Source organism: Rhodanobacter sp. OR92 (genome assembly GCF_000427545.1).
GTDB classification, from domain to species: Bacteria; Pseudomonadota; Gammaproteobacteria; order Xanthomonadales; family Rhodanobacteraceae; genus Rhodanobacter; species Rhodanobacter denitrificans.
In genome coordinates, this window is record NZ_ATYF01000012.1 from 395,843 (window position 1) to 411,692 (window position 15,850).

At 70.0% G+C, this 15,850-nt stretch carries 12 protein-coding genes; 3 read left to right on the top strand and 9 right to left on the bottom strand.

Annotated elements, in window-relative coordinates:
* Window positions 1-149: 149 nt before the first annotated feature.
* The 3 genes from tldD to rng form a co-directional block, all read right to left on the bottom strand.
* Window positions 150-1,589, bottom strand: coding sequence for a metalloprotease TldD (tldD, locus tag RHOOR92_RS0107185; RefSeq protein WP_007511979.1), 1,440 nt, complete (start codon window positions 1,587-1,589; stop codon window positions 150-152).
* A gap of 61 nt (window positions 1,590-1,650) precedes the next feature.
* Window positions 1,651-5,640 carry a YhdP family protein gene (locus RHOOR92_RS0107190; protein ID WP_027489942.1) on the bottom strand — a complete coding sequence of 1,330 codons (3,990 nt, stop codon included), beginning with the start codon at window positions 5,638-5,640 and terminating at the stop codon, window positions 1,651-1,653.
* A gap of 36 nt (window positions 5,641-5,676) precedes the next feature.
* The gene (rng, locus tag RHOOR92_RS0107195) at window positions 5,677-7,149 is read right to left on the bottom strand and encodes a ribonuclease G (RefSeq protein ID WP_007513409.1); all 1,473 of its coding nucleotides are present in this window, start codon (window positions 7,147-7,149) and stop codon (window positions 5,677-5,679) included.
* 153 nt (window positions 7,150-7,302) lie between these two features.
* Here rng and RHOOR92_RS0107200 point away from each other — a divergent pair, with 153 nt between their 5' ends.
* Together RHOOR92_RS0107200 and RHOOR92_RS0107205 are read left to right on the top strand one after the other, a co-directional pair.
* Window positions 7,303-8,022, top strand: a complete 720-nt coding sequence (locus tag RHOOR92_RS0107200; protein WP_027489943.1) for an ATP-binding protein — start codon at window positions 7,303-7,305, stop codon at window positions 8,020-8,022.
* On the top strand, window positions 8,000-8,527 hold the full coding sequence (locus tag RHOOR92_RS0107205) for a mismatch-specific DNA-glycosylase (protein WP_007513404.1): 528 nt from the start codon (window positions 8,000-8,002) through the stop codon (window positions 8,525-8,527). The genes RHOOR92_RS0107200 and RHOOR92_RS0107205 overlap by 23 nt, the downstream gene beginning before the upstream one ends.
* A gap of 111 nt (window positions 8,528-8,638) precedes the next feature.
* Here RHOOR92_RS0107205 and RHOOR92_RS0107210 read toward each other — a convergent pair whose 3' ends face one another.
* Together RHOOR92_RS0107210 and RHOOR92_RS0107215 are read right to left on the bottom strand one after the other, a co-directional pair.
* A complete protein-coding gene (locus RHOOR92_RS0107210; protein WP_007513402.1) occupies window positions 8,639-9,928 on the bottom strand; it encodes a cytochrome c in 1,290 nt (429 codons plus the stop codon).
* Entirely contained in the window at window positions 9,925-10,698 is a 774-nt protein-coding gene (locus tag RHOOR92_RS0107215; RefSeq protein ID WP_196802009.1) for a c-type cytochrome, read from the bottom strand. Before RHOOR92_RS0107215 ends, RHOOR92_RS0107210 begins: the two co-directional genes overlap by 4 nt.
* Before the next feature lie 98 nt (window positions 10,699-10,796).
* Between RHOOR92_RS0107215 and RHOOR92_RS0107220 the strand changes: the two genes are divergently transcribed.
* Window positions 10,797-12,410 (top strand): amidase, encoded by a 1,614-nt coding sequence (locus tag RHOOR92_RS0107220; RefSeq protein WP_027489945.1) that lies wholly within the window; start codon window positions 10,797-10,799, stop codon window positions 12,408-12,410.
* Window positions 12,411-12,417: 7 nt separating this feature from the next.
* Here RHOOR92_RS0107220 and RHOOR92_RS0107225 read toward each other — a convergent pair whose 3' ends face one another.
* The 4 genes from RHOOR92_RS0107225 to rplQ all read right to left on the bottom strand — a co-directional run bounded on the left by RHOOR92_RS0107225 (window position 12,418) and on the right by rplQ (window position 15,802).
* Window positions 12,418-13,227, bottom strand: a complete 810-nt coding sequence (locus RHOOR92_RS0107225) for a hypothetical protein (protein ID WP_027489946.1) — start codon at window positions 13,225-13,227, stop codon at window positions 12,418-12,420.
* 100 nt (window positions 13,228-13,327) lie between these two features.
* On the bottom strand, window positions 13,328-14,707 hold the full coding sequence (locus RHOOR92_RS0107230) for a 3-deoxy-7-phosphoheptulonate synthase class II (RefSeq protein ID WP_027489947.1): 1,380 nt from the start codon (window positions 14,705-14,707) through the stop codon (window positions 13,328-13,330).
* Window positions 14,708-14,736: 29 nt separating this feature from the next.
* On the bottom strand, window positions 14,737-15,240 hold the full coding sequence (locus RHOOR92_RS0107235; protein ID WP_027489948.1) for a disulfide bond formation protein B: 504 nt from the start codon (window positions 15,238-15,240) through the stop codon (window positions 14,737-14,739).
* Between the two features lie 178 nt (window positions 15,241-15,418).
* Entirely contained in the window at window positions 15,419-15,802 is a 384-nt protein-coding gene (gene rplQ, locus RHOOR92_RS0107240) for a 50S ribosomal protein L17 (RefSeq protein WP_007513389.1), read from the bottom strand.
* Between the last annotated feature and the right edge of the window lie 48 nt (window positions 15,803-15,850).

A 15,850-nucleotide genomic window follows, 5' to 3' on the forward strand; every position in this document is an offset into this window, starting at 1 on the left:
CGCAAGGAAAGCATGCAGGAAATTGCGAATCGCCGCGCTGGGACATCTGCGCAAAACTCGCTCGGAGTGCACGTTCGAGCGATCGCTTCCGGCCGATGGCGGACATGAGCTGCGCATGCGTGAGTACGCAAAGAGAAGGTGACTCGGCCCTACGCCGCCGTACCACCCACCGTCATCGCATCAATCTTCAACGTAGGTTGCCCCACGCCCACCGGCACGCTCTGCCCGTCCTTGCCGCACACGCCGACGCCCTCGTCCAGCGCCAGGTCGTTGCCGATCATCGAGACGCGGTTGAGCACCTCGGGGCCGGAGCCGATCAGCGTGGCGCCCTTCACCGGGCGAGTGATTTTCCCGCCCTCGATCAGGTAGGCCTCGCTGGCGGAGAAGGTGAACTTGCCGTTGGTGATGTCGACCTGGCCGCCGCCGAAGTTCGGCGCGTACAGGCCCTTCTTCACCGAGCGGATGATCTCGGCCGGGTCGTGCGATCCGGCGAGCATGTAGGTGTTGGTCATGCGCGGCATCGGCAGCTGGGTGAACGATTCGCGGCGACCGTTGCCGGTGGGTGCCATGCCCATCAGGCGCGCGTTGAGCTTGTCCTGCATATAACCCTTGAGGATGCCATCCTCGATCAGCGTGGTGCACTCGCTCGGGGTGCCTTCGTCGTCGATGCTGAGCGAACCGCGTCGACCGGGCAAGGTACCGTTGTCGACGATGGTGACGCCCTTCGCCGCCACGCGCTGGCCGAGGCGGCCGGCGAAGGCGGAGCTGCCCTTGCGGTTGAAGTCACCTTCGAGGCCGTGGCCGATCGCCTCATGCAGCAGCACGCCGGGCCAGCCGGGGCCGAGCACCACGGTCATCTGGCCGGCTGGGGCGTCGACCGACTCCAGGTTCACCAGCGCCTGGCGCACCGCCTCGTCGGCGAAGCGCAGCGCACGGCCGTTCTCGATCAGCTCGCGGTAGCCGTAGCGGCCACCGCCACCGGCATAACCCTGCTCGCGCCGGCCGTTCTGCTCGGCGATCACCTGCACGTTGATGCGTACCAGCGGGCGCACGTCGGCGGCCAGAGTACCGTCGGAGGCGGCGATCAGCACGGTGTCGATGGTGGCGGCCAGGCTGACGATGACCTGCCGGATGCGCGGATCGCGCGAGCGCGCGTACGCGTCGACCTCGCGCAGCAGTGCAATCTTGTCGGGGTTGGGCAGGCTCTCGACCGGGTCGAGCGCCGGGTACAGCGCGCGTACGCCGTTCAGCGCCAGCGGCTTGCCGGCGCCCTGGCCGTCGCGGGCGATCGCGCGGGCGGCCCTGGATGCCTCCAGCAGCTGCGGCAGTACGATCTCGTCGGAATAGGCGAAGCCGGTCTTCTCGCCGCTGATCGCGCGCACGCCCACGCCCTGCTCGATCGAGTGGCTGCCGTCCTTGACGATGCCCTCCTCCAGCGTCCACGACTCGCTGCGCGAATGCTGGAAGTACAGGTCGGCAGCATCGATCGATGGACCCATCAGCTGGGTGAACACGCGGTCGAGGTCGCCGGTGGCGATGCCTCCGGGGAACAACAACTTGCTTTCGGCAAGGGCGATCAATGAATCCATGGGGGTCAGCTTGCCTATGGTCGAACCTGGACTATCCCACATGGGGCTCGCGCCGGCGGCTTTAAAGCCTGGAGGCGGGCGGCGGAACCGAGCTTGGCGCGGCCGGCAACACGGCGCTGCCGGCCGCTGCCGGCAGGCCGAGCGCAGGCAGCTGCGTCGCGCCCCCGCCGGCAGCCGGCCGGCTGCCGGCGGGGTTGAGCAAGGGCGCTGCCGGCGGGGGCATGCTGCCGCGCTTCTCGACCAGGGTGATCACCGGCTCATCCCAGCTGCCGGTGATGCGGTAGCGCGCGCTGGCGGCCTGGTTGAGGCCGCGGCCAAGAATGCCCTGCACGGCGAAGCCTGCCGCGGCGCCGACCGGGCCGCCGACCATCGCGCCCACCAGCGGCAGGCTGTTGCCGACGTGCGGCACCACCACCATCTGCTGGTCGTAGTCGCGCGCGCGCAGGCCGGTGCGGCCGTTGACGCTGATGTTGGCGGCCGGGCCGACGATCGACAGGTTGTCGGTGATGGCATTGCCGTTGGCCAGCTTGAAGTCGCCGCTGATCGAGTCGAACGCCAGCCCCTTGCCGAATACGTCGCCGAAATCCAGGGTGAGCCGGCGCGGCAGCTCGGTCAGCGAGACCAGCCCGAGCAGCCGCCCCACGCCGGGCGAGGTTGCCTCGGGGATGCGGCCGTCGTCGACGCGGATGCTGAGGGTGCCGTCCATGGTGGCCAGCGCCAGCCCGCTGGGCGCGCCCGGCCAGCTGGCGTCGAGCTGGTCGCGCGTCTTGCCGCCGTTGACCAGCCCGTCGAAACCGAGTGCGCCCAGCATCGCGCCGAGATCCTCGGCGGCGAAGTTGATCTTCATGTGCGTGTGGCTGTTGCTGGCATTGCCGTTCCAGTCGCCGCTGCCGGTGATCTGCACGCGGCTGGACAGCGCGCGCAACTGCTCGATGTGCAGGCCTTCGGCGGTGGGCCAGGTCTCCAGGCGCGCTTCGCCGAGCTTGGCGTCGCCCATGCGCAGGTCACCAATCCACACGTGGAACGGCGGCAATGCCGCCGGGTTGATCCCGGTGTTGGCCGGGTCGGGCGCCGGCGCCGCCGGTGTCGCGGCGGCCGGCAGCGCGGCGCCGGCATCGGGCTTGGGTGGATGGCTGGCGGCTTCGGCGCCGGGGTCCTTCGGCCAGTACAGCCGCTTCAGCCGCGCGGTGATGCCGCGCTTGTCCAGTTCCTGCCTCGGGATGCTGTAGTTGCCGAGCATCGCCGGGCCGTCCACGTCCACGCTGAGCAGATCCGCCTGCGGCGTGGCATGCAGTTTCAGCGCGCCCAGCTCGCGACCGAACCACTCGGTCTGGTCGGCGCTGACCTCCAGGCTCTCCAGCCCCGGCCCATCGCTGCCGCTGCCGGCCGCCACGTGCTGCACCCAGCCGGTGACGTCGAGCCGGCCGGCATGGCCGCGGATGCGCAGGTCGCGCGATGGCAGTTCCGCGGGCACCCGGCTGCCGAACGCAAGGGTGCCGGCCAGCGGGCGCTGCGCGTCGGCCAGGCGCAGGTAGCCGCGCATCGCATCACCCAGGCCGAGCCGCAGCTCGCTGCCCTCGATTGGCAGACTCATCGTCAGGTGCAGCGGCAGGCTGGCCGCCGCCGGCTTGTGCAGCGGCGCGGGCAGCTCCAGCGCGATGCCGTCCAGCGGCGAGTCGACGCTGAGCGTCTGCGCCAGCGCGTCGCGACCCGGCACGCGGGCGATGGTGAAGCCGATGTCGAACGCGCCACGCCCGTCGCCCAGCTTGCCGATCCAGTCCAGGGTCGGATAATCCTGCACCAGCTCGGCCAGGCGGTAGTTGCCGTGCAACTGCGCCGACAGCACGGTGGCCGGGTCGCTGTTGGCCCCAGCGATCGCCAGTTGCAGGGTCGACGGCTGGCCGCGGAAGCCGGCGTCCAGCGGGCCGGCGCGCATGCCGTGCAGGTCGAAGCTGAGCGGGCCGTTGAGCTTGTCCAGCTGGAGTTTCCACGCCGGCGCGCTGAGGTCGGCGTCCTTCAGCTCGGCCAGGCCGTCCAACCGCGGCTCGCCGAGACCCTCCTTCAACGGCAGCGCCAGGTGGAAGCCGAACGTGCCGCTGCCGCCCAGCTTCAGCTTGGCCAGGGTGTCGGCCTCGCGGCTGGCGATCGGGCTCTTGCGCACGAACTCCATCAGGCTGGCGCCGTTGCCGCTGCCCTGCACGTTGAGGTCGAGCAGCGCGTCGTGGAAATCCGGGATCAGCGCGACCGCCCGGTCCGCCTTCACGCCCAGCGCGTGCCCGCCGTCGGCCTCGACCAGCATGCCGTTGTCGATGAAGTTGGCCACGGCGCTGACGCCTTCGGCGCGCGGCCAGCCCTTGCCGTAGTCGAGGGTGAGGTCGCCGATCACCGCGCGCGCCTCGAAGCGGCCTTCGTTGTGCCGGAACGGCCAGTCGCGCAGGTCGCCGCGCAGCAGCACGTCGGCGTGGTCGAGGCGGCCGGCGACCAGGGCGCGGTCGAGCCAGGCAACGGTGCCGGGCGACATCGAGTCGATCGGCCAGAACAGCTTGGCGGCGACCACGTCGGCCTGCGTCAGCTTCGCGTACATCTCCATGAACGGGGCGCCGCCCTGCGCCGGCAACATCAGCTCGCCGCGGGCCTGGCCGGCGTAGCCGGCGCCGTTGAAGTCCAGTGCGTCAACGCCAATGTGCCAGTCGCCGTCCTGCGGCCAGAACGCCAGCGTGCCGGCCAAACGCGACAGCACGAACGGCTGGCGGAAGGTGTGTGGGAAGGCCAGCGTGGTGGCCTGGGCGGGCAGTTCCAGCGACAGCGCCTCGGCGTCGCCGCGCAGCTCGCCGTGCAGGCTGCTCACGCCCGGCAGCTTGCCGACCGGGTCGATGCCCAGGCCGCTGAACGCCAGCTCGACCGAACGCAGGCCCTGTGCGCGGCTCCAGTGCAGCACGAGCCGATCCAGCACGCCGCGCGGATGGCCGCTGCCCAGCCACTGCGACAGCGCCGGCGACAGCGCCGGCTTCAGCGCCAGCCACGGCAGCAGCGGCGCCAGCTGCAGCTGGCGCGCGGCCACGTCCACGCTGGCGTTGCCGCTGCCCTGGCGCAGGTTCAGCGCCAGGGCGCTGCCGTCGTCACCAGCCCAGCGCAGGTCGTAACCGTCGTCCGCATGGCGCACGCCGGCCAAGCCGTGCAGCGAGGCCACGCTGGCCTTGCCGCCAGCCGGCGCGGTCACCGCCAGCGTGTCGAGGTCGAAACGGATCAGGCTGCGGCTCAGCTGGCCGTTGCGCCAATCGAGCCAGGCATTCAGCTGGCCGCGACCGTGGTCGATGGTGTAGCCACCCAGGTCGATGCCGTCCAGCAGCGGTTTCAGCTCGGCGCCACCCACCTCGACCCAGACCTGGCCCGCACTGCCGTCGTCGCGGAAACGGCCGGCGGTGCGCAGCGCGGCGCTCACGCCGTCGCGCCGCAGCACGCCGCCGAAGCGGATCCGGTTGCCCTGGTGGCTCAGCCGCAGCTGCTTCGACAGCAGCGTGTAGTGCTTGCCCAGGGTGGCGTCGGTGACCACCACGCGCAGGTCTTCCAGCCACAGGTCGGCCGACAGCCGGCCCGGCGACAACGGTTGCCGTGCGCTGTCGCCGGCCACGCCGATGCCGTTGACATGCCAGCCGCCGGCGTCGCGCAGCAGGTCCAGCTGCAGGCCGCGCACGTGCAGGTTGAGCAGGTGCCGCGACGGCAGCAGCCAGCCGCCGAAGTCGAGTTTCAGCTCCGATTCGGGCAGCTGCAGCACGGCACCGCTCTCGCCGGCGGCCGCGCCGACGCTTACCCCATGCATCACGAACACCGGGCCGGAGCCAGTCCAGCGCCCCTCCATCGAGGCGAAGCTGACCGGCCGCTGCAGCCGCGCGCTGAGCTGCGCGGCCACCCAGTCCGGATGCCGCGCCAGCAGCGGCAGCAGCAACTGGGCCAGCGCCGCGACCACGGCAAGCAGGATCAGCGCCACCCCGGCGACCCAGCCCGACGCGCGCGCGCAACGATGCAGCCGGCGCCGCCACAGCGCGTTCACGCGCGGCGGTTCCGCATGGATGGGCAGCCGCCGGAATTACAGCAACACGACATCAAACTGTTCCTGCGAATAATGCTCTTCGGCCTGGAAGCGTATGCTCTTGGAGATGAACTCTTCCAGTTCGGCCACCGCGCCGGATTCCTCTTCCAGGATCCGGTTGACCACCGCCGGGCTGGCCATCACCAGCAGCTTCCGCGCGTTGAACTGGCGCACCGCGCGGGTGATCTCGCGGAAGATCTCGTAGGTCACCGTTTCGGCGGTCTTCAGCACGCCGCGGCCGTTGCAGGCCGGGCACGGCTCGCACAGCTGGCGGGCCAGGCTTTCGGTGGTGCGCTTGCGGGTCATCTCGACCAGGCCCAGCGCCGACATCGGGTACACCGTGGTCTTGGCGTGGTCGCGCGCCAGCCCCTTGCCGAGCATGCGCAGCACCTGCCGCTTGTGCTCCTCGTCGCTCATGTCGATGAAGTCGATGATGATGATGCCGCCGAGGTTGCGCAGGCGCAGCTGGCGCGCCGCCGCCTGCGCCGCCTCAAGGTTGGTGCGGTAGACGGTCTCCTCCAGGTTGCGCGTGCCCAGGTAGGCGCCGGTGTTGACGTCGATGGTGGTCATCGCCTCGGTCTGGTCGACGATCAGGTAGCCGCCTGACTTCAGCGGCACTTCCTTCTTCAGCGCGCGCTGCATCTCGTCCTCGACGCCGTACAAGTCGAAGATCGGCCGTTCGCCGTCGTAGTGCTCGACGCGGTCGTCCAGGTTCGGCATGAACTTGTGCACGAACTTGACCACGTTCTCGAACGTCGCGCGCGAATCCACCCGCACCTTCTCGATGTCCTCGTTGAGCATGTCGCGCAGGCTGCGCAGCGGCAGCGACAATTCCTCGTACACGCGCTCGCCGACCTTCGCCCTGGCGATGTTCTCCTGCACCACCCGCCACACCTTGCCGAGGTAGGTCACGTCGAACGCCAGCGACTCGGCGCTCTGCCCCTCCGCATTGGTGCGCACGATGTAGCCCAGCGGAGTGTCGCCGAGCAGCGGGGTCAGTACCTCGCGCAGGCGCTGGCGCTCGGCCTCGTCCTCGATCCGCGCGGAAATGCCCAGCGTGCGCGCGTACGGCAGCAGCACCAGGTAGCGCGAAGGGATCGACAGGTGCGCCGACAGCCGCGCGCCCTTGGTGCTGATCGGGTCCTTGACCACCTGCACCACGATCTCCTGGCCTTCGTGCACCAGTTCGCTGATCGAGGGCAGGTGGCCGTTGCCGTTCGACTCGGCGCCCTCGGCCGGTGCCGGGCGCACGATGTCCGAGGCGTGCAGGAACGCCGCGCGCTCCAGCCCGATCTCCACGAACACCGCCTGCATGCCCGGCATCACCCGCTGCACGCGACCCTTGTAGATGTTGCCGACATAGCCGCGCCGCGACGCCCGCTCGACGTGTACCTCCTGCAGCATGCCGTTCTCGACCACCCCGACCCGCGTCTCGCGCGGGGTCACGTTGATCAGGATTTCTTCGCTCACCGCATACTCCCCCGGACAGGTGATCTTTATAGCGGTGCAGCCACGGACTGTCGATGAACCACGGCATGGAATCCGCAGACCGGCGCCGGATGACGCAAAATGGGCGCTGGCGCGCGACAAGCTCTGCCACCCGACCACCCCGGAAGCGAACGCATGACGACCCCCACGCCTACGCCTACCCTGCTGGCCTGGAGCGGCGGCAAGGACTGCCTGCTGGCCCTGCAGCGGCTGCTGGCCGATCCGCAATGGCAGGTGGCCGGCCTGCTCACCACGGTCAACCGCAACTACCAGCGCGTGGCCATGCACGGCACGCCGCGCGAGGTGCTGCAGGCGCAGGCCGCCGCGCTCGGCCTGCCGTTGCTGGAGGTGATGCTGGACTGGCCCGGCAGCAACGAAGCCTACGAGGCGGCCCACGCGCAGGCGCTGGTCGAGGCGCGCATGCGCTGGCCGGGAATCCGCCACTGCGCGTTCGGCGACCTGTTCCTGGAGGACGTGCGCGACTACCGCGTGCGCCAGCTCGGCCGCGAGAACTGGCGCGCGGTGTTCCCGCTGTGGGGCGAAGACACCGCCGCGCTGGCGCGCCGCTTCGTCGGCGAAGGCCACCGTGCGGTGCTGTGCTGCGTGGATACCCAGCAGCTCGACGCGGACTTCTGCGGCCGCCCCTACGACGCCGCCCTGCTCGACGCGCTGCCGGCCGGCGTCGACCCCTGCGGCGAGCGCGGCGAGTTCCACACGCTGAGCTACGCCGGGCCGCTGTTCCGCCGGCCGCTCAAGCTGCGCCAAGGCGAATCGGTACTGCGCGACGGTCGCTTCCAGTTCACCGATTTCCTGCTGGACGACAGCCGGCCCGATGGCCATGCCGCGGCGGACTGAGCGCCCGATCCTGCCCGACCTGCTGCAACCCGGGCTGGCGCTGGTGTTCTGCGGCACCGCTGCAGGCAGGCGCTCGGCCGCCGAGCGCGCCTACTACGCCCACCCCGGCAACCTGTTCTGGCGCGCGCTGCATGCGTCCGGCCTCACGCCGCGCCTGCTGGCGCCGGCGGAGTTTCCGCTGCTGCCGCAGTTCGGCATCGGCCTCACCGACCTGGCCAAGCGCCACAGCGGCAACGACGACGAGCTGCCGCCCGATGCGTTCGATGCGCCTGCCCTGTTCGCCCGGATCGAACGCCACGCTCCGCGCCTGCTCGCCTTCACCAGCAAGAACGCGGCGCGCGCCGCACTCGGCCATGCAGTCGGCTATGGCTTGCAGGGCGACACCGTCGGCGGCACGCGGCTGTTCGTGCTGCCCTCGCCATCCGGCCAGGCGCGCGGGCACTGGGACCTGGCGCCGTGGCTGGCACTGGGCAAGCTGTATCACGCTACCCGGGCGGACGTGTAGGAGTGCGCTTGCGCGCGATGCTCTTGCTCTTGTCTCTGAAGCTCTCGGCTCTGAATGCAGTAAGCGCAAGAGCATCGCGCACAGAGCGCGCTGCTACACGCGAAGCCGGAGTCAGTCGATCGGCGTGTGCCGGTACGTGCTGACCGCTTCGGCGCGCACGATCGAAGCCTGGTTGGTCCACGTGCGGCGGATGTAGGTGACCACCGCCGCCACTTCGGCGTCGCTCAGCTGCTGCGCGAACGGCGGCATCGAGTACGGCCGCTGGTTCGCCGCAGTAACCGGCGCGAAGCCGCCGAGCAGCACCATGCGGGTCGCGTTGATGCCGGTCGGCTCGGTCACCGAGGAGTTGCCGTCCAGCGGCGGATAAACCCCGGCCACGCCCTCGCCGTGCTTGCCATGGCATGCAGCGCAGTGCTTCGCATAAACCTTCGTGCCCTGCTCGGCCAGCGTCCTGGCGTCGAACGGCGTGGTCGGTGGCGCCGGCTGTTCCCGCGACGGCAACGACTGCAGGTAGCTGGCGATCGCGCGCAGGTCGGCGTCGCTCAGGTGCTGGGTGCTGCCCGACACCACCGCGGCCATCGGACCGAATGCCGCGCCCCGGGCCGACTGGCCAGTCTTCAGCAGGTCGACGATGTCCTGCGCGCTCCAGCCTTCCAGGCCGCCGTTCCTGCCAGTGCTGAGGTCAGGCGCGTACCAGTTCTGCATCGGGATCTGGCCGCCGCTGAGGTGCACGTCCTGCGGCGTGCCGCCAAGCGTGTCGCGCGCCGCATGGCATTCGTTGCAGTGGCCCAGTCCCTGCACCAGGTAGGCGCCGCGGTTCCACTCGGCCGACTGCGCCGGGTCGGGCTTGAACTCGCCTTCGCGGAAGTACAGCACGCGCCAGGCCTTCAGACTGTTGCGCACGCTGTACGGGAACGCCAGCGCCGGCGTCATGTTCTTCTGCCGCACCGGCGCCAACGACTGCAGCCAGGCGAAGATCGCCAGCGCATCGTCGTGGCTGACCTTGGTGTACGAAGTATAGGAGAACGCCGGATACAGCAGCTCGCCGTGGCGGCCCTTGCCGCTGTGCAGCGCCTGCCAGAAATCCTCGAAGCTCCAGTCGCCCAGGCCGGTTTCGCGGTCGGGCGTGATGTTCGGCACCGGAATGTTGCCGAACGGCGTGGCCAGCGCCCGCCCGCCGGCGTAGCGCGCGCCGCCCTGCGCGGTATGGCAGCCGGCGCAGTCGCCGACCGTAGCCAGATACTCGCCCTTCGCGAGCAGCGCCGGATCGCGCAGGCTGGCCGCCGCGACCTTGCTCGCGGCCGGCGGCGTCGGCTGGCTGCGGCCGCCGAACAGCACCCAGCCCAGCGCCAGCACGACCAGCAGCGCCACCGACGGCAACAGCCAGCGCAGCCACTTCACGACGGGTCTCCCGGCGCGCCCAGCACGCCGCAGGCCAGCGGCGGTTTCACCGAACCGGCCGGCTGCGGGTGCGTGTCGGCCGGCAGCTCGCGGCTGGCCAGCGCGGCGGCCACCGCAGTGATGTCCGACGCGCCGAGCCGGCTCGCCACCTCGGCCATGCAGTCCGGCGCCACCGTGGCGCGGGTGTGCGTGCGCCATGAGCCCAGCTGCGCACTGATGTAGTCGTACGGCAGGCCGACCAGCCCCGGCGTGGACGGCTCCACCCCGGTCAGCTGGCTGCCGTGGCAGCTGCTGCAGGCAGGAATCCTGCGGGCCGGATCGCCCTTGCCGATCAGTTCCTCGCCGCGCGCAAGCGTCGCGGCGGATACCGGCGGCAGCGGCGAACGGCCGTACGGCACCTGCTGCGCCGCGAAGTACTCGGCGATCTCGCGCATGTACGCGGGCGGCAGCTGGCGCACGGTGTATTCCATCGGCGCGTACTTGCGCAGGCCGTTCTGGAAATCCTGCAGCTGGCGCGCGAGATACACCGCCGGCTTGCCGGCAAGGCGCGGGAAGTAGCCGCTGCCGGGCGTGCCTTCGCCATGCACGCCATGGCAGGCGGTGCAGGCGGCGATACGCTGCTGCAGGGTGTCGGGAACCGGCGGCGTAGCGTCCGTATCGGCGGCACGGGCAGGAGCGCCAGACAACAGCGTGGTCACCAGCAGGATCGCGACACCGAAGGAACGGACTGAGCGGAAACGGACTGGACAGGCGCGGGCGTTCGTCATCATCCGGGGATTGTACTGCGGCCACCACCGCACGCCGGTCACGCTGGCGCTAAGCTTGGCCGACACGGCTGCGTGCCGCGCTCGTCATATCGGGGGTCATCGTGAAGCATTCAGCGGTCCATCTCGCCGCCTTCGTCGCCACCTTGCTTGCCGGCTCCGCACTGGCCGCCGAGGCCGCTACGCCGGAGACCGCCTACGCATCGATCGCGCAGCTGCAGCAGCGTATGGACGCCGGCACGCTGGACAGCCGCCAGCTGACCCAGGCGTTGCTCGACCGCATCCAGCGCATCGATCGCTCCGGCCCGACCCTGCGCGCGGTGATCGAGACGAACCCCGAGGCGCTGGCGCTGGCCGGCGCACTCGACACGAATCGCACGAAGGCTCACGGCCCGCTGTACGGCATTCCGGTGCTGCTGAAGGACAACATCGACACCGGCGACCGCATGCTCACCACCGCCGGCTCACTGGCGCTCATCGACGCGCCGGCGCCGCGCGACGCCGGCCTGGTCGAACGGCTGCGCAAGGCCGGCGCGCTGGTGCTGGGCAAGACCAACCTGAGCGAGTGGGCCAACTTCCGCTCCAACCACGCCAGCAGCGGCTGGAGCGGACGCGGCGGGCAGACCAAGAACCCCTACGTGCTCGACCGCAACCCCTGCGGCTCCAGTGCCGGCTCGGCCGCCGCAGTGGCGGCCGGGCTGGCTACGCTGGCGATCGGCAGCGAGACCGACGGCTCGATCATCTGCCCGGCGGCGATGAACGGCATCGTCGGCATCAAGCCCACCCTGGGCCTGGTCAGCCGCAGCGGCATCGTGCCGATCAGCCACAGCCAGGACACCGCCGGCCCGATGGCGCGCAGCGTGGCCGACGCCGCCGCCCTGCTCACGGTGATCGCCGGCAGCGACCCGCGCGATCCGGCCACCGCCGAAGCGGACCGGCACGCCACCGACTACACCAAGTTCCTCGACCCGAACGGCCTGCGCGGCAAGCGCATCGGCGTGGTGCGCCAGCTCGCCGGCGCCGAGCCGAATGCCGACCACGTGCTCGACGCGTCCATCGCGCTGATGAAGGCGCAGGGCGCGATCATCGTCGACCCGGTCACGCTGCCGCACCTGGCCGAGCTGGGCGAGCCGGAGATGACCGTGCTGCTGTACGACTTCAAGCACGACATCAACGCCTACCTCGCCAACCGCCGCGACCTCAAGGCAAGGACGCTGGCCGACCTGATCGCATTCAACCAGGCACACGCCGGCGAGGAGATGCCCTGGTTCGGCCAGGAGCTGTTCGAACAGGCGGAGAAGAAGGGACCGCTCAGCGACAAGGCGTACACGGATGCGCTGGCCAAGGCGAAGCGGCTGTCCGGACCGGAGGGCATCGACGCCGCCTTGCAGGCGCAGCACCTGGACGCCCTGCTGGCGCCGTCGTGGGGTCCGGCCTTCATGACCGACCCGGTGCTCGGCGACCACATCGTCAGCGGCGACCCCACCGTGGGCGGCGCCTCGCAGCCGGCGGCCGTGGCCGGCTACCCCTCGATCACCGTACCCGCCGGCTTCGCCCACGGCCTGCCGGTCGGCATCGTGCTGTTCGGCGCGAAATGGAGCGAGCCCACGCTGATCTCGATCGCCTACGGCTTCGAGCAACATGCCGGCGCGTGGCAGCCGCCGCAGTTCCTGGAGACGGTGGGCGGCAAGTCCGTGGCAACTGGAAAACGGCCGTAGCGCGTCGCTAGCGCAGGTAGACCGTCGGCCCCAGCACCACCGCGAACACCAGCGTCACCAGCACGCCGGCGACCACGATGGCGCCATGGCGGCCGATCGCGAAATCGCGCGGCGGTTCGTTGCAGGCACGGGCATAGGCCACGTTGAACAACCCTGCCGTGCCGCCGAACGTTGAAGCGACTGCCGACGTCAGGGTGATCGCGATACCCAGCGGATTCAGCAGGCTGACGAGCGCGGCGACCATGCCGCCGATCGCGTACACGGTCATGGCAATCTTCCGCTGCTCATGCCGGGCCTGCCCGCCGCCGCCCAGCATTGCCCACATCATGCGTATGGCCCGACGGACCACCGCGATGTAGACGTACAGGCCTACGGCGAACATCACACCGCGCCACAGCCACGGCCACGGCAGCGGGCCGATGCCGCCACCCGTGTCCGGCCCCCAGTCGCCGAGGTTGGTCGCCCCGGAAAACATCCAGTAACCCGCGGCGACCATGCCCTTCACGGCGAACACGATCCACAGCACCAGCCGCGGCAGCGGCCGTTTCACCCGGCTCCAGGCGAGACAGGCCAACGTTGCCAGTATCGCGTCCACGCCCGTACCGGCCATCGCCACGATGCGTCTGCTCCAGCTACCCGTCCCGGGGCACTCGACGTAATACGCGCCCAGCTCGCTGGGCCGATGGCCACTGGCGACGCAGGCAAGCGCGTGTCCCATCAGCTCATGCGCCATGGTCAGCAAAGGCAACAGCAGCAGCACCAGCCCCAGCAGCGTCCAGAGGTCGACGCGCGGCGACGCCGGATTCTTATCGGTCACCGTTCGGTGCTCCCCGTCAGAGGAACCCATGGTCACGCTTCCGGCACACGCACTCCAGTGCACAGTGCCAGTCCGCGGCCATGACATCTGTCATGGCCGATCACTCGGGCGCCGGCATTGCCCCGGCCGACTTGCGCACGATCAGCATCGCCAGCTCCAGCGACTGCTCGTAGTTCAGGCGCGGATCGACCATCGACTTGTAGGCGCGGTCGAGGTCACTCTCCGACAGGTCGCGGGCGCCGCCCATGCATTCGGTGACGTCCTCGCCGGTCAGCTCCAGATGCACGCCGCCCAGCCGGGTGCCGGCGGCGGCATGGATGTCGAACGCCTGGTCGAGCTCGCCGCGGATGTTGTCGAAACGGCGGGTCTTGTAACCGTTCGAGGTACTCTCGGTGTTGCCGTGCATCGGGTCGGCGACCCACAGCACGCGGCGGCCGGACCGCTTCACCGCGTCCAGCAGCGGCGGCAGCGCCGCGGCGATCTTCGCGTTGCCCATGCGGTGGATCAGGGTCAGCCGGCCCGGCTCGTCGTCCGGGCTCAGCGCGTCGATCAGCGGCAGCAATTGCGCGGCAGTCACCGACGGCCCCACCTTCACCGCCACCGGGTTGCGGATGCCGCGGAAATATTCCACGTGCGCGCCATCCAGCGCGGCGGTGCGCATGCCGATCCACGGGAAGTGGGTGGACAGGTTGAACCAGCCGGGATGGCGCGGCACCTGGCGGGTCAGTGCCTGCTCGTAGTGCAGCAGCAGCGCCTCGTGCGAGGTGAAGAAGTCCACCTTGGAGAAACCGGCGATCGGACCGGCCAGGGTCTCCATGAAGCGCAACGAGTCGCCGATGGCCGCGACCATCTGGCGGTACTCGGCAGCCAGCGGCGAGTGCTCGACCCAGGCCAGATCCCAGTACTCCGGGTGATGCAGGTCGGCGAAGCCGCCGTCGATCAGCGCGCGCACGAAGTTCATGGTCAGGGCGGAATGCGCATGCGCCTGGATCAGCCGCTGCGGATCGGGCCGGCGCGCGGCGGCGGTGAACTCCGGGCCGTTGACGAGGTCGCCGCGAAAGCTCGGCAGGCTCACGCCGTCGCGGGTCTCGCTATCGGTCGAACGCGGTTTCGCGTACTGCCCGGCGAAACGGCCCACCCGCAGCACCGGCTTCTTCAGCCCGTGCACCAGCACCAGGCTCATCTGCAGCAGCACCTTCAGCCGGTTCGAGATCACCGGGCTGGTGCAGTCGGCGAAGCTCTCCGCGCAATCGCCGCCCTGCAGCAGGAAGCGCCCGCCCTCCTGCGCCTCGGCCAGCGCCTGCTTCAGCGCCAGCACTTCCCACGAGGTCACCAGCGGCGGCAACCGGGCGAGCTGGGCGCCGGCGGCGGCCAGTTCCCCCGCATCGTCGTAATGCGGCTGCTGCAGCGCCACGCGCTGCTGCCACGAGTCGGGCGCCCAGTCGGCGGGGAGACGGAAGTTGGACACGGCGGGATTCATCACACGACCCTGGATGGCAACGGGAACGCTCACTTCACGGCAGACCGGCGCCGCGCCGCCGCGATCGCCAGCACGGCCAGCGCGACGTACCACAGCAGGGTCCAGGCCGGCATCGGCAGGCCGAGGATCGGCTCGACCTTGGCGCACTCGCCCGAACCGGTGAAGACCAGCTTCAGCATGCGGGAGAACGGGAACGCATCCAGCATGTAGCCGAGGCCGGGACCGCAGGAAGGCACCTGGTCGGCCGGCAGGGTCTGCAGCCAGAGATGGCGGCCGGCGGTGACGATGCCACCCACCGCACCGACCAGTACCAGCCCTGCATAGGCCCAGCGGCCGTTGCCACGCGGCGCATGCAGGCCGCCCACCAGGAAGAACAGCGCCATGAACAGGAACGCGATGCGCTGGAAGACGCACAGCGGGCACGGCGTCATGCCCAGTCCGTATTCGGCGTACAGCGCAAAGCCGAGCAGGCCCACGCAGACCAGGAAGCCGACGAGGAAACTGACACGGTACGACCAGCGGAATGGATTCATGGTGGATTGCTGCGTTGCGGAACCAATGACATTACCCGTTCGCCTGGACGCTGTCAGCAGGCAAGCGGCATCGGACAGAAATACCCGGCCCGGCGAAGCCCCCATACGCGAAAACCCGGCAGGTCACCCGGCCGGGTCTCTTGTCTGAAGGTGCGGTGGGCCCGCCCGATCGACCGCCTTATTCGGCGTCGACGGCCTCGACCTGCGGGCGGCCGACCAGCTCGACGTACGCCATCGGCGCGTTGTCGCCATCGCGGAAGCCGCACTTCAGGATGCGCAGGTAGCCGCCGGGGCGCTCCTTGTAGCGCGGGCCCAGCTCGACGAACAGCTTGCCGACCGCTTCCTTGTCACGCAGGCGCGAGAAGGCGAGGCGACGATTGGCCACGCCGTCGGCCTTGGCCAGGGTGATCAGCGGCTCGGCCACGCGGCGAAGTTCCTTCGCCTTCGGCAGGGTGGTACGGATCAGCTCGTGCTTGAACAGCGACGAAGCCATGTTCTTGAACATGGCTTCGCGATGGCTGCTGGTCCGGTTGAACTTGCGTCCGGATTTCATGTGGCGCATGACGGAACTCTCTTTGGTCTGTTGTTATGAAAGACCGGCACCTGCGTC

Coding starts and splice junctions, on each gene's coding strand:
- tldD (WP_007511979.1), bottom strand. CDS start 1,589: ATGGATTCATTGATCGCCCTTGCCGAAAGCAAGTTGTTGTTCCCCGGA.
- RHOOR92_RS0107200 (WP_027489943.1), top strand. CDS start 7,303: ATGACGACCCCCACGCCTACGCCTACCCTGCTGGCCTGGAGCGGCGGC.
- RHOOR92_RS0107205 (WP_007513404.1), top strand. CDS start 8,000: ATGGCCATGCCGCGGCGGACTGAGCGCCCGATCCTGCCCGACCTGCTG.
- RHOOR92_RS0107215 (WP_196802009.1), bottom strand. CDS start 10,698: ATGATGACGAACGCCCGCGCCTGTCCAGTCCGTTTCCGCTCAGTCCGT.
- RHOOR92_RS0107230 (WP_027489947.1), bottom strand. CDS start 14,707: ATGAATCCCGCCGTGTCCAACTTCCGTCTCCCCGCCGACTGGGCGCCC.
- RHOOR92_RS0107235 (WP_027489948.1), bottom strand. CDS start 15,240: ATGAATCCATTCCGCTGGTCGTACCGTGTCAGTTTCCTCGTCGGCTTC.
- rplQ (WP_007513389.1), bottom strand. CDS start 15,802: ATGCGCCACATGAAATCCGGACGCAAGTTCAACCGGACCAGCAGCCAT.